Source organism: Halomonas ventosae (assembly GCF_004361885.1).
GTDB lineage: Bacteria > Pseudomonadota > Gammaproteobacteria > Pseudomonadales > Halomonadaceae > Halomonas > Halomonas ventosae_C.
In genome coordinates this window covers 1-13,645 of record NZ_SNWH01000038.1, presented here as the reverse complement: position 1 = coordinate 13,645, position 13,645 = coordinate 1, and the positions used below count along the sequence as shown (strand labels likewise).

11 protein-coding genes and 1 pseudogene are annotated in these 13,645 nt (G+C 64.7%); 6 read left to right on the top strand and 6 right to left on the bottom strand.

The window, feature by feature from the left end:
• Positions 1–161: 161 nt before the first annotated feature.
• The 3 genes from DFO68_RS15005 to DFO68_RS14995 form a co-directional block, all read right to left on the bottom strand.
• Positions 162–353, bottom strand: a complete 192-nt coding sequence (locus tag DFO68_RS15005; RefSeq protein WP_133484430.1) for a YgaP family membrane protein — start codon at positions 351–353, stop codon at positions 162–164.
• Between the two features lie 46 nt (positions 354–399).
• A complete protein-coding gene (locus DFO68_RS15000) occupies positions 400–888 on the bottom strand; it encodes a hypothetical protein (protein ID WP_133484429.1) in 489 nt (162 codons plus the stop codon).
• Positions 889–959: 71 nt separating this feature from the next.
• Positions 960–1,508: a rhodanese-like domain-containing protein gene (locus tag DFO68_RS14995; RefSeq protein WP_243726536.1), complete on the bottom strand. Its 549-nt coding sequence runs from the start codon at positions 1,506–1,508 to the stop codon at positions 960–962.
• Positions 1,509–1,922: 414 nt separating this feature from the next.
• Between DFO68_RS14995 and DFO68_RS14990 the strand changes: the two genes are divergently transcribed.
• Complete coding sequence (locus DFO68_RS14990; RefSeq protein WP_432206851.1) at positions 1,923–3,560, top strand: ABC transporter permease; 1,638 nt, start codon at positions 1,923–1,925, stop codon at positions 3,558–3,560.
• Here the strand turns inward: DFO68_RS14990 and DFO68_RS14985 are convergent.
• Positions 3,477–4,604 carry an ABC transporter ATP-binding protein gene (locus tag DFO68_RS14985; RefSeq protein WP_373191180.1) on the bottom strand — a complete coding sequence of 376 codons (1,128 nt, stop codon included), beginning with the start codon at positions 4,602–4,604 and terminating at the stop codon, positions 3,477–3,479. The two genes, DFO68_RS14990 and DFO68_RS14985, sit on opposite strands and share 84 nt — an antisense overlap.
• 336 nt (positions 4,605–4,940) lie before the next feature.
• Between DFO68_RS14985 and DFO68_RS14980 the strand changes: the two genes are divergently transcribed.
• Positions 4,941–5,972 (top strand): Fe(3+) ABC transporter substrate-binding protein, encoded by a 1,032-nt coding sequence (locus DFO68_RS14980; RefSeq protein ID WP_133484425.1) that lies wholly within the window; start codon positions 4,941–4,943, stop codon positions 5,970–5,972.
• A 1-nt stretch (position 5,973) separates the two neighbouring features.
• On the opposite strand, the gene polA is transcribed toward DFO68_RS14980, so the two are convergent.
• Positions 5,974–8,742 carry a DNA polymerase I gene (gene polA, locus DFO68_RS14975; RefSeq protein WP_133484424.1) on the bottom strand — a complete coding sequence of 923 codons (2,769 nt, stop codon included), beginning with the start codon at positions 8,740–8,742 and terminating at the stop codon, positions 5,974–5,976.
• A 150-nt stretch (positions 8,743–8,892) separates the two neighbouring features.
• Here polA and DFO68_RS14970 point away from each other — a divergent pair, with 150 nt between their 5' ends.
• The 3 genes from DFO68_RS14970 (at position 8,893) to speA (ending at position 12,188) form a co-directional block, all read left to right on the top strand.
• Positions 8,893–9,186: a DUF2782 domain-containing protein gene (locus DFO68_RS14970; protein ID WP_133484423.1), complete on the top strand. Its 294-nt coding sequence runs from the start codon at positions 8,893–8,895 to the stop codon at positions 9,184–9,186.
• Between the two features lie 123 nt (positions 9,187–9,309).
• On the top strand, positions 9,310–10,269 hold the full coding sequence (locus DFO68_RS14965; RefSeq protein ID WP_133484422.1) for a homoserine kinase: 960 nt from the start codon (positions 9,310–9,312) through the stop codon (positions 10,267–10,269).
• Positions 10,266–12,188 carry a biosynthetic arginine decarboxylase gene (speA, locus tag DFO68_RS14960; RefSeq protein ID WP_133484421.1) on the top strand — a complete coding sequence of 641 codons (1,923 nt, stop codon included), beginning with the start codon at positions 10,266–10,268 and terminating at the stop codon, positions 12,186–12,188. The genes DFO68_RS14965 and speA overlap by 4 nt, the downstream gene beginning before the upstream one ends.
• Before the next feature lie 33 nt (positions 12,189–12,221).
• On the opposite strand, the gene DFO68_RS14955 is transcribed toward speA, so the two are convergent.
• Complete coding sequence (locus DFO68_RS14955) at positions 12,222–12,887, bottom strand: fumarylacetoacetate hydrolase family protein (protein ID WP_133484420.1); 666 nt, start codon at positions 12,885–12,887, stop codon at positions 12,222–12,224.
• 432 nt (positions 12,888–13,319) lie between these two features.
• Between DFO68_RS14955 and DFO68_RS14950 the strand changes: the two are divergent.
• Positions 13,320–13,645 (top strand): annotated as a pseudogene (locus DFO68_RS14950) (transposase); the annotation flags it as partial.

Genomic DNA, 13,645 nt, shown 5'->3' with positions numbered 1-13,645 from the left:
TCTCGACCGCGGTCAAGCAGGGGCTGGCGGCACATACGGCACTGGAGCAGCTCTTTACGGGTGAAGTGCCGGATTTCATGCGACAGGACGACCTGGATCAGGCGGCGTGAGCTGAATAGTTACGATTCGACAAGATGCATCGACGCATCGCCGAACTGATGCTACTCGTTCGGCTTGCGAGTATTGATACCCAACAACTTCCAGGCCGGACAGAAGTTGAACAGGCCTGTGGCCAGTGGCACCACGCCGATCCAACCCCAGACGCCGATGGTGCCGGTCAGGGCCAGCAGGATCAGCACGGCGCCGATTACGATACGGGCTATCTTGTCGATACCACCCACGTTGCTTTTCATGACAGACTCCTTCTCATGACAGACTCCTTCGATTCGCTTCGCACGCTCAGAAGCTGTAAACGGGGATGGATGGATCACGCATCATCTTGGCTATCGGGCCGGGAGCGGCGACGCCGACCCCCTCCAGGAGATCTGCCTCTTGGTACTCGCTATTAGGCAGATAGATGGCGCAGACATCCACCTGGGCGCCATTATCGATTAGCTTTCCCAGAATCACTTCTGGCGTCATCTGATTCACCTCACTCATGGCCGGCGTCTTGAAGGGCTCGGCGCTCTCATAGCCCTGAACGGCCAGGTGGCCGGCCGCGTCGCAGAGCAGAATATTCAGATCGGTACCCTGCTGCTGCATGGCGTTGGAGAGAATCATTGCCATGCCCTGGGTCTGCAGCGAGTCACTGGTCAGGATCACCAGCGCCTTGTCGTCCATGGCCTTGCCGCCCTCGGCCTCGCCTCCATGGCTGTTGGCCAGGGCAGTACCGGAAAGGCCGATGGTGGCAGCGGCGGCAGCCAGGGTCAGTGTCTTCGTGATGGTCATGCGCTTACCTCATTAGGTCGTTCATGATGACGGGGCCCTCGCCCGGCGGGTGATAGGCCTCCTGATGGCGTTCACTCGGCCGGACGCCAGGCGACGTCAGGGTCAATCTCATAGCTCCAGGGCAAGCCTGAATTGCGCCATCCGTTGACGGCGCGCACGCCGGCGGAGTCGCCCTCCTCGAGCTTTTTGCCCTCGAAGCCGTCGGTCATCGAATAAACGTCGCTGTAGCCCATTTCGGCGATCACGTCGGCGCTCGGCGCGCTGCGGGTAGAGCCAGAGCGGCACATGACGATGATCGGATCGTCTTCGGCCACGCCAAGGGCCTCCAGTTCGGCACGCACCTGAGCCTCGAAGTCGCCATTCTTGACCATCGGCCAAGTCTTGGCGTCTTCATTGAAGTTGTCACGATCGGCCAGCAACCAGGGCACATGGATATCCGTGGGCTCGGCGAAACCGGTGAACTTGATCTCGATAGGATCGCGCACGTCGATCAGCACGGCCCGCTCATTGTCCTGCATCAATTCATAGGCCTCGCGCGCCGTAACATAGAGCCCCAGCTGGGTCTCCCGGTAAGCGGGGACGTTATCCTGGGCAAAGACCGGACCTGCGACCAGACTCATCGCAAGCAGCGAACCGGCTAGAAACCGCGTTATTTTCATAACTGTAAACTCTAAGGAAGTAACTTTTATCTCTCAGCCAGAGTGTAGTGCATTGCCGCAGGGTCTGCACGGGCATCTTTTTACCGCTAGCCCTTGTGGTCGCCGAGGATGGAAAAGAGGGCCGACACCGCACTGCTGAAAGGCACTGTTTGCTGAGGCTCCTCTGCGCTCAGACGTTGAAAGGTAAGTCCCGACGCTCTTGAATGCCCCCTTATGTTTATCTTGATCCAGGTCAGCCGCAACGGCTGCAGCCCCGAGGGGCAGCTGATACAATTCTCACGTGCAAATGCCTCGCATCCCCATGCTTCCGGATCCCGCAGGAAGGAGACCTCGTTGACCAGTCCGGCCCGTTCCCGCGCCTCTGCCCCCTCCCGCCTGTCGCTGCCCTTCAATGTCTGGAACGTCTTGACGCTCGGCATCGCCCTGATCGTGGCGCTGCCGGTCATCGTGGTGCTCGCCCACCTGTTCATGCCCACGCAAGGCATCTGGCAGCATCTGGGCAGCACCGTGCTGCCCAGGTATCTCGGCAACACGCTCTTCCTGGTGGTGACGGTGGGCCTGGGCACCTTCGTGATCGGCACCGGCACCGCCTGGCTGGTGGTGATGTGCCGCTTCCCGGGGCGTCGGCTGTTCGAGTGGGGCCTGCTGCTGCCGCTGGCGGTGCCGACCTACGTGATCGCCTACGCCTACACGGATTTCCTGCAGTACGCCGGCCCCCTCCAGAGTTGGCTGCGGGAGAGCTTCGGCTGGTCGGCCGGCGACTACGTCTTCCCCAACATCCGCTCGCTGTGGGGGGCGGCCACCCTGATCACCCTGGTGCTCTACCCCTATGTCTATATGCTGACGCGGGCGGCCTTTCTGGAGCAGTCGGTGTGCGTGCTGGACGTCGGCCGGACGCTGGGCCGGGGGCCCTGGCGGCTGTTCACCAGCGTGGCCCTGCCGTTGGCACGGCCGGCCATCGTCGGCGGGGTGTCGCTGGCGCTGATGGAGACCCTCAACGAGTTCGGCGCCGTGCAGTACTTCGGGGTCGACACCTTCACCACGGGTATCTATCGCACCTGGTTCGGGATGGGTGAGCAGGTCGCCGCAGCCCAGCTCGCTGCCTGCCTGCTGGCCTTCGTCATCGCCCTGGTACTGCTCGAGCGCGCCTCGCGCGGCAAGCGCCGCTACTTTCACACCACCGGTCGCTACCAGCACCTGCCGGAATTCGTGCTGCATGGCTGGCGGGCCTGGGCCGCTACCCTGGCCTGTCTGATCCCGGTGCTGCTCGGCTTTCTGGTTCCCTGCGGCCTGCTGGGCTACCTCTCGGTACAGGGAGGTGATGCGCTGTTCGGCTCGGCCTTCCTGGAATTCGCCGCTAACAGCCTGCTGCTGGCGTCGATATCCTCGATTGTCGCCGTGAGCCTGGCGCTGCTACTGAGCTACGGTGCCCGCCTAAATCCCGGCAAGGTCACGCGGGTGGCGACACGCGTGGCCGCCATGGGCTATGCGGTCCCCGGCTCGGTGGTGGCGGTGGGCATCCTGATCCCCTTCGTATGGCTGGACCACCAGATCAATGATTTCATGAAGGGGCAGTTCGGGGTCATGGTGGGGCTGCTGCTGAGCGGGTCGGCGTTCATCCTGGTGTATGCCTACCTGGTACGCTTTCTCGCTGTCTCCTTCAATGCCATCGAGGCGAGCCTGGGCAAGGTCACGCCAAGCATGGATGCGGCCTCCCGGACCCTGGGCCAGACGGCGGGCGGCACCCTGCGCAAGGTGCATACCCCGATCATGCGCGGCAGCTTGATCGCCGCTGGCATCCTGGTCTTTGTGGACGTGATGAAGGAGCTGCCGGCCACGGTGATTCTGCGCCCCTTCAACTTCGATACCCTGGCGGTCCGTGCCCACAGCCTGGCCGCAGACGAGCGACTGGCCGAGGCCTCTACCTCGTCACTGGCCATCGTGGCAGTAGGCATCCTGCCGGTGATCCTGCTCAGCATCGCCATGCGCCGCTCCCGCCCTGGCAGTCGCTGAGGGTGCCAGGGGGAAAACGAACACCTGAGAGGCATCCAGACCAATCAACACCGGCTGGCCCTCGCCGGGCAGGAAGACCCCGGGGGCCCGGGCATGCAGGTGAGTCTCGCAGCCGTCGGGAGCATGGGCGCAGATATGCAGCAGGCTGGTGCGCCCCAGCAGCTTGGCCATGATGACATGGCTGTGGTGATGCTCCGATGGCTCGTCCAGCGGTACTACCCGCAGCGCCTCGGGACGGATCATCACCCGCACCCGGCTGTCTTCGGGTAGCCCCCTGCCGGAGATATCGCCCATCGGCGTAGCCACCTTGCCATCCACCACGCGCCCCTCGAGCTCGTTGACCTCGCCGAAGAAGGTCACCACGAAGGGATCGACGGGAGCGCAGTAGAGATCCAGCGGCGTGCCGGCCTGCACCACCCTACCCTCGCGCATCAGCACGATGCGATCGGCCATGAACATGGCCTCCTCGGGATCGTGGGTCACCAACAGCACCCCCGCCCCCACCTTCTTGAGCACGTGCAGGGTATCGTCGCGGATGCGATCGCGCAGGCGAGCATCTAGGCTGGAGAAGGGCTCGTCGAGCAGCATCAGCTGCGGCGCCGGAGCCAGCGCCCGGGCCAGGGCGATGCGCTGCTGCTGCCCTCCCGAGAGCATGTGCGGGAAGGCCCGGGCATAGCGCTCCATGCCCAGCAGTTCGAGCAGTTCAAAGGCCCGGCGTCGGCGCTGAGCAGCGGGCAGCGACTCGAGCCCGAAGGCCACGTTATCGAGCACCGAGAGATGCGGGAACAGCGCCGAGTCCTGGAAGGCCAGTCCGACATTGCGCTTCTCCGGCGGCACATGGGAGCGCCCGGCGTGCCCCATCGACTCGCCCCCCAGCTCCACACGTCCGTGCTGCACCCCCTCGAGCCCCGCGGCGATCCGCAGCAGAGTGGACTTACCGCAGCCCGAGGGCCCCAGCAGGCAGACGATCTCGCCGGGCTTGACGTCGAGGGAGACGTCCTCCACGGCCAAGTGCTGCTGGTAGGCATGGCGGATCTGGTGCATGGCGAGAACGGGTGCCACGGCAAGGTTGTCGTCGATTGGAAGCATCGGTTGGCTAGTCATTTGCGCTGAGCGGCCAGTAGAAGAATGGCATAGGTATCCTGCATGGTAACGCGAAACCCTCCTGAATGCGTTGGACTATCGCTTGCATTTCGCCCCACCGGCTGTCAAGGCACAACACTTCCTGATCTGAATCAGATCCTCGGCCAGCTGGACTTGACGCCGGCGGCGGTAGTCGCTTCAATAACTGAACATTAATGCAAAGCATTATCATTCTAAACCGCTACCCCTACAAAACTACCCCTTCAAAGACCGCTAGCCCTACAAAGAGGTGCCTCCATGTCGCTGAACCGTCGTCTCGCCCTGTCCCTTGCTGCCCTGGTGGCTGGCTCCGCCATGGTCTCCCAGGCCGCTGTGGCCGATGAGCTCAACATCTATTCGGCCCGTCACTATGACTCCGACGAGGCGCTCTACGCCGCCTTCACCGCACGGACCGGCATCGAGGTCAACGTCCTCGAGGGCGACTCCGACCAGCTGATCCAGCGCCTCAAGCTGGAGGGCGAGGCTAGCCCCGCCGACGTGATGATCACCGTGGATGCCGGACGCCTGTGGCGCGCCGAGCAGGAGGGCATCTTCGCCAGCGTGGAATCGGCGTTTCTCGACCAGCGGCTGCCCGACTACATGCGACACCCGGAAGGCAAGTGGTTCGGTTTCAGCCAGCGCGTCCGGGCGATCTTCATCGACCCCACCGAGGTCGATGCCGGCGAGATCACGCGCTACGAGGACCTGGCCGACCCGCAGTTCGCGGGCCAGGTCTGTATTCGCTCCTCGAACAACATCTACAACCAGTCGCTGCTGGCTTCGCTGATCGCTCACCTCGGCGAGCAGGAAGCCGAAGCGTGGGCCCAGGGCGTGGTCGACAACTTCGCGCGTGCCCCCGAAGGCGGCGACACCGACCAGATCCTCGGCATCGCCAGCGGCGAGTGCAACATCGCCGTGGCCAACCACTACTACTACGTGCGCCTGCTCAACTCCGACAACGCCGCCGACCGCGAGGCGGCCGAGAAGGTCGAGATCGTCTTCCCTAACCAGAACGGTCGCGGCGCACACGTCAACGTGGGGGGCGCCGGCATGGTCAAGGGTGCCCCCCACCCCGCGAACGCCGTGCGCTTCCTCGAGTTCCTCGCCTCCAACGAGGCCCAGGAGCTCTTCGCCTCGGGCAACCACGAGTTCCCTGCCGTGGAATCCGTGGATACCGATGGCATCATCGCCTCCTGGGGCGAGTTCAAGAAAGACGACCTGAACGTCAGCGTGCTGGGCGAGAACAACCCCGAGGCGATTCGGATCTTCGATCGCGTCGGCTGGCGCTAAGTCAGTGGGCCTCGTCCCAGTTGGCCCCCGACTCGGCCTCGACAGTCAGCGCCACGTCCAGCCGGGCGGCGTCTTCCATGCGCCCCTTCACCTCCTCGATGAAGGCCTCGACCTGGTCCTCGGCCACCTCGAAGACCAGCTCGTCGTGGACCTGCATCACCATCAGCGCATCGAAGGCCTCGCCCGAAAGCCAGGCATCGACGTCGATCATCGCGCGCTTGATGATGTCGGCCGCGGTGCCCTGCATGGGGGCATTGATGGCGGTGCGCTCAGCCCCCTGGCGGCGGGCGCGGTTCTGGGCGCGGATCTCCGGCAGATATAGGCGCCGGCCGAAGACGGTTTCCACGTAGCCATCCTCGGCGGCCTGGGCGCGAATGCGCTCCATGTAGCGGGCCACGCCAGGGTAGCGGTCGAAGTAGCGGTCGATGTAGGTCTGCGCCTGGCTGCGCTCGATGTGCAGCTGCCGGCCCAGGCCCCAGGCGCTCATGCCGTAGATCAGCCCGAAGTTGATCGCCTTGGCGCTGCGACGCTGGTCGGGCGAGACCCTGGAGAGCGCCACCCCGAACACCTCGGCGGCGGTGGCAGCGTGGATGTCGCGACCCTCGGCGAAGGCTTCGAGCAGCCCCTGATCACCGGAGAGATGGGCCATGATGCGCAGCTCGATCTGCGAGTAGTCGGCGGCGACGATCCGGTAACCTGGCCGGGCGATGAAGGCCTGGCGAATCTTCCTGCCTTCCTCGGTACGAATCGGGATGTTCTGCAGGTTGGGGTCCGACGACGACAGCCGCCCGGTGGCGGTGACGGCCTGATGGTAACTGGTATGCAGCCGCCCGGTAGCCGTGTTGACCAGCCGTGGCAGCTTGTCGGTGTAGGTGGACTTGAGCTTGGCGAGCCCGCGGTGCTGCATGATCACCTTGGGCAGCGGGTAGTCGAGCGCCAACTCCTCGAGCACCGCCTCCGCGGTGGAGGGCGCTCCCTTGGGCGTCTTCTTGATCACCGGGATCTTCTGCTCCTCGAAGAGGATCTCGCCGAGCTGCTTGGGCGAGCCAAGATTGAATTCACGACCGGCGAGTGCAAAGGCCTGGCCCTCTAGTTCGCGGATGCGCGTCTCTAGCTCCCGGCTCTGGGCCTGCAGGCGTTCGGGGTTCAGTGCCACACCGGTGCGCTCCATGCGCGACAGCACCGGAATCAGCGGTAGCTCAATCTCCTCCAGCACCTCGGAAAGCCGGCCCTCGGCCTCGACGCGGGGACGCAGTTCGCGATGCAGGCGCAGGGTGATATCGACGTCCTCGCAGGCATAGGGTGCGGCCTGCTCCAGGGCCACTTGGTTGAAGGTGAGCTGCTTGGCGCCCTTGCCGGCGATCTCTTCGAAGGTAATGGTCTTCTCCCCCAGGTACTTGAGTGCCAGAGAGTCCATGTCGTGGCGGGTCGCGGTGGAGTCGAGCACATAGGACTCCAGCATGGTGTCCTCCAGGGGTCCGACCACCGCGATACCGACATTGGCCAGCACCGAGATGTCGTACTTGAGGTTCTGGCCGATCTTGGTCCGTCCGTCGCCCTCCCAGAGCGGGCGCAGGGCCTCGAGCACCGCCTCGCGATCGAGCTGCTCGGGGGCATCAAGATAGTCATGGGCCAGCGGGATATAGGCCGCCTCGCCCGGTACAAGCGCGAGCCCTATGCCGACCACCTGCGCCTGCATGTAGTTGAGGCTGGTGGTCTCCAGGTCGAAGCAGAAGGTATCGCTCGCCGTCAGTCGCTCAAGCCAGCTGTCGAAGTCAGCCTGCGTGAGGATGACATGATCCTCGCGGGCAGCACGCCGCTCCGAGCCGGACGCCTGCTCGCCCTCGGCCGGCACCGGCGTGCCGCCCGAGGCGTCGTCGACCCCTTCATCCTGGCCCTCGAGCAATTCCGAGAGCCAGGCACGGAACTCCAGCCGGCGATAGAGTTCGAGCAGCGCCTCGCGGTCGGGGTGAGCGATGTCCAGGTCGTCGAGACCCACCGGCAGCTCGCAGTCGGTCTTGATGGTGGCCAGCTCATAGGAGAGGAAGGCCTGGTCACGGTGCGCCTCGAGCTTCTTGGGCAGCGTCTTGGCGCCACGAAAGCCGAGCGTAGCGACCTTATCCAGGTCGTCGTAAATGGTCTCGAGGCCGCCGTCCATGCCTTGCAGTAGGCCCAGCGCAGTCTTCTCGCCGACCCCCGGCACGCCGGGGATGTTGTCGACCTTGTCGCCCATCAGCGCCAGGAAGTCGATGATTCGCTCCGGTGGCAGACCGAACTTCTCCTTCACGCCATCGACATCCAGAGTCTCGTCTTTCATAGTGTTGACCAGCGTGATGTGAGCGTTGACCAGCTGGGCCATGTCCTTGTCGCCGGTAGAGATCAGCGCGTCCCGGCCCGCCTCTGTGGCCTGACGGGCCAGGGTGCCGATAACGTCGTCGGCCTCCACCCCTTCGATGCACAGCAGCGGCAGGCCCAATGCCTTCACGCACTCATGCAGGGGCTGCACCTGGGCGCGCAGGTCATCGGGCATCGGCGGCCGATGAGCCTTGTACTGCTCGAACAGCGCGTCGCGGAAGGTCTTTCCCGGGGCGTCGAAAACCACCGCCATGGGGCTGTCGGGATAATCCTTGATCAGCCGCTTGAGCATGCTGAGCACCCCCTTGATCGCCCCGGTAGGCTGGCCATCGGAGGTAGTCAGCGCCGGCAGGGCATGGAAGGCGCGGTACAGGTAGGAGGAACCGTCGACGAGAACGATGGGCGTATCGGCCATGTAGGGTATCCATTGCAACGTGGCGTGAGGTGTCATCCATGATACGCATTGCCGCCGCCTTTTGCCGCGGGTGCTAGGCCACGCGGCCACAACCCCCTACACTGGGGGTATCCCCGCTTTCCCGCCCGTGGGCGGACCTGAGAGGTCATCATGACGACATTTGCAAGACGCTCGATCACCGCGCTGCTGCTGACGCTGGTCCTGGCCAGTGCGGATAGCGCCCTGGCACAGTCTTCCACTAACCTCGAGCCGGATATCACCATCCGCCAGGAAGAGGAACGGATCATCCGCGAATACCGGGTCAATGGCGAGCTCTACGCCATCGAGATTCGCCCCTCCGCCGGCCCCTCCTACTATCTTGTCGACAACAACGGCGATGGCGACTTCGAGCCCCAGGACGGTGGCCGCATCGCTGTTCCCCAGTGGGTGCTGAAGACCTTCTGAGGCCAGTGCCAATTCGCTTTCTACTCACGACCCCCGGACAGGCAACCGCCGGGGTTGTGGCGCGTGCATCGGTGTGCCAAGTCGCTACAATAGGCGGCTTGGCATTTCCCGGGCGAGAGACACATGGCTGTATTCACACCGCTTACCCAACCTCAGGTCGTCGAGTTCCTCAGCCGTTTCGATGCCGGCGCGCTGGTCTCCCTCGAGGGCGTACCTGCCGGCACCGAGAACACCACCTTCTTCGTCACCACTAACCGGCGCGCGCTGGTGCTGACGCTGTTCGAGCAGGGTGAACACGAGGAGCTGCCGTTCTTCGTCGAGTTGCTCGACTACCTGGACGAGCACCGCCTGCCGGTGCCGGGGCCGTTGCACGACCGTAACGGTGACGCCCTGCATACCCTGGCCGGCAAGCCCGCCCTGCTGTTCCCAAAGCTGCCTGGCCAGCATCCCAAGGCTCCCAATCTGGCGCAGTGCCACGAACTCGGCGATACCCTCGGGCACATGCATGTGGTCTCCCGACACTTTCCTGGTCACCGCCCCAATCCACGCGACCTGCACTGGCTGCTGCTTATGCACCACAAGGTGCTGGTCTATCTCTCGCCAGAGGACCAGACGCTGATGAAGGACGAGGTAGAGACCTACCAGGGTTTCTTCGGCGATGCCACGACACTGCCCCAGGGCGCGCTGCACGGCGATTTGTTCCGCGACAACACTCTCTTCGACGGCGACCGCCTGGGCGGATTGATCGACTTCTACAACGGCTGCACCGGCGACCTGCTGTTCGATCTGGCCATCGTCATCAACGACTGGGCCACCGAGGCCGATGGCCGCCTGGATCCCGCACGCCATGATGCCATCCTCGTTGCCTACCAGGCGCGCCGGTCGTTGACCGTTGCCGAGCGCGACGCCTGGCCGATGATGCTGCGCCTGACCGCACTGCGCTACTGGCTGTCGCGGCTGCTGGTGGTCTACGTCGACCCGCCCGCCCACGACCTCACGCCACACGACCCCGACCGGTTCCGTACCATTCTCAAGGCGCGCCTGGAAGATGGCGCTCTGCCGCTGCCCGAGGTGAGCCAATGAGTCTGAGCAACAATGATGCAACCGACCCCGCGCAACGGGCACGGCGCACTTGGAATATCGACCAGTGGGGCAGCGGCTACTTCGACGTCGACGACACCGGCCACGCCCTGGTGCGCCCGCTGGGCAGCGAGACCGAGGGGCCAGCGCTGCCGCTGGATGATCTGGTGGCCGAGCTGCGCGAGGCCGGGCTGCGCCTGCCGGTGTTGGTGCGCTTCACCGACATCCTGCACGACCGGGTCGAGCAGCTCTGCGCCGCCTTCGATACGGCCATGCAGGAGGAGGAATTCACCGCCGGCTATACCGCGGTTTATCCGATCAAGGTCAACCAGCAGCGCCGGGTGGTGGAGGAGATTCTTGGCACCCAGGAGCGCGGCCGTGGCCGAGTAGGCCTCGAGGCCGGCAGCAAGCCGGAACTGCTCGCCGTGCTCGCCCTCTCCGGCGATGGCCCCTCGCTGATCGTCTGCAATGGCTATAAGGATCGCGAGTACGTGCGTCTGGCGCTGATGGGCGAGAAGCTCGGCCACCGGGTCTACCTGGTGGTGGAGAAGCTCTCGGAGCTGCCGCTGATTCTCGAGGAAGCCCAGCGCATCGGCGTCATGCCGCGTATCGGCCTGCGTGCCCGCCTGGCCACCGTGGGGCGCGGGCGCTGGCAGAACACCGGCGGCGAAAAATCCAAGTTCGGCCTCACTACCAGCCAGATACTGGCCGTGGTGGAGCAGCTGCGCACGGCGGATGCCCTGGCCAGCCTACAACTGGTGCACTTCCATCTGGGCTCGCAGATCGCCAACATCCGCGATATCCAGCGTGGCCTGCGCGAGTGCGCGCGCTTCTACCAGAGCCTGGTGGAGCTGGGTGCCCCGGTGGACACCGTGGACGTGGGCGGCGGCCTGGGCGTCGACTACGAAGGCACCCGCTCACGCAGCTTCTGCTCCGCCAACTACTCGATGCTCGAGTATGCCCGCAACGTGGTCTATGCCTTCCGCCTGGCCTGTCAGGAATATGGCCTACCCCAGCCTCACCTGATCAGTGAATCGGGCCGGGCGCTTACCGCTCATCATGCAGTGCTGATCACCAATGTGATCGGCGAGGAGCGCATCGGCGACGCCCCCCCACCCCGCCGCGTCGAGAGCGACCCACAGGTCGACGAGCTGTGGCGTGTTCACGACCTGCTGCACGAGCAGACCGAGCCTCGCGGCCTGGTGGAGGCCTGGCACGACCTGGTGCAGGCCATGGGCGAGCTCCACGAGCGCTTCGTGATGGGCCTCACCGACATCACCGCTCGGGCCGAGGGCGAGGGGGTCTATTTCGCCGCCTGCGCACGGCTGCGCGCCCGGCTCGACACGCGCAACCGGGCTCATCGCGAGATCAACGACGAGCTGGCCGAGAAGCTCGCCGACAAGCTGTTCGTCAACTTCTCGCTGTTCCAGTCTGTGCCCGATGTCTGGGGCATCCAGCAGATCTTTCCGGTGCTGCCGCTCACCGGCCTGGACCACGAGCCGGTGCGTCGCGGTGTCATCCAGGACATCACCTGCGACTCCGACGGGCGCATCGATGGCTACGTGGATGGTCAGGGCGTGGAGACCACCCTGCCGCTACCGGAGTGGCAGGAAGGCGACGAGAAGCTGCTCGGCTTCTTCATGGTGGGGGCCTATCAGGAGATCCTCGGCGACCTGCACAACCTGTTCGGCGACACCGACTCGGCGGATGCCGCCCTGGATGGCGACGGCCACTGGTCGATCAGCCAAATCCAGCAGGGCGACCGGGTCGCCGATGTGCTCGGCTACGTCAACTTCGATGTCGCCGCCCTGCGCCAGCGACTGGCCGAGCAGCTCGCGCGCAGCGGCCTGGAGCGCGGCGAACAGCAGGCCTTCCTCGACGACCTCTCGGATGGCCTGGAGGGTTACACCTACCTGGAGTGAGCGGGCCGTGAATAAGGTTGGGTGCGGCCTGCCCTATTCCACCACGCGGGTGGTAACCTCCAGGCCGCCGGCAAGGGTGAAGTGCAGCGTCGCACCACGCTCCAGCGGCCCCACCCCGGCCGGGGTGCCGGTCAGCACCACGTCCCCTGGCAGCAGGGTGAAGTGACGGCTCATCTCCGCCACCAGCGCCGGCACCGGGAACAGCATGTCCGATCCGCAGCCCTGCTGACGCGGCTCGCCGTTAACCTCCAGGGTGAACGCAAGCGAGGCCCAGTCCGGTGCCTCGGCCAGGGGCAGGAAGGCCGACAGCGGGCAGGCGCTGTCGAAGGCTTTGGCGACCTCCCAGGGGTGGCCCTTCTCCTTGAGGCGTGATTGCACGTCGCGCAGGGTCAGGTCCAGCGCCAGGCCGATGCCGACGATGCCGCGCTCGGCCTCGTCGGCGGTGACGTGAGAGAGCTCCTTGCCAATCAGCAGCGCCAGCTCCGTCTCATAATGCACCTCGCCCCGCGCGAAGGGGGCGTTAACCGGCTGCTCCAGCGGGACGGCGGCGGTCGCCGGCTTGATGAACAGCAGCGGCTCGCTGGGCACCGGATTGTTCAGCTCCCGGGCGTGCTCGGCATAGTTACGACCGACGCAGACGATCTTGCCCAGTGGCTCGGGGAACGGCTGGCCATCGGTGAAACGGGGCATGAAGCGCATGGCGATTCTTCTCCTTGAGGTAGTTGCTGCCGCGAGCCGGTGACAAGCCCTTCAGTCTACCCCAGCGACACCGTGAATCCAGCGCGGTGGCGCGGCCCGCCGCTCACGAGGGCACCTCGAGCGACCAGCCAAGCCACTACATACTACATATAGTACCCTGCCGGCACCAAGCATACCATTTGAGCCTCCCGAGACTGAATACCAACTTGACAGGCATCGCATACATCAGTTAGTAGCAGCTTGAAATTTGCATCGATCACTGCAAATAGATGTCAACAGATTGTTGAGTGGCCTTGGCATCACACCGGGCACACAGAAATTCCGCCGGGCTATTGCCTCGGCGGTTTTGCGCTCAACAGTCAGGGGAGGACATGCATGGCGGCACTACAAGCTGTAAAACTCGCCGAACGCGCTCGTGAACTGGGCTGGGACGCGATGGATGCCATCCTGTTTGTGTTGCGTACGAGATGCCAGTGGAATGCCTTCGATGCCACGGGGATTTGCTCGTGCAGTTCGGCCTACCGTCGCTTTCGGGAATGGTTGGAGGCGGTGTGTTTGAAGAGCTCTGGCGCCGGGGGGTGCTGGAGTACGATCGGCTCCAGGGCATCGACTGGAGCTGGCTGTCGGTGGATGGCACGATGACCAAGGCCCCCTTGGGCGACCCCCTTGGGCGGGGAAAAAAACCGGCCCGAACCCCACCGACCGCGGCAAAGGCGGCGTCAAGCGCAGCCTGCTGACAGAAGGCAACGGCCTGCCGC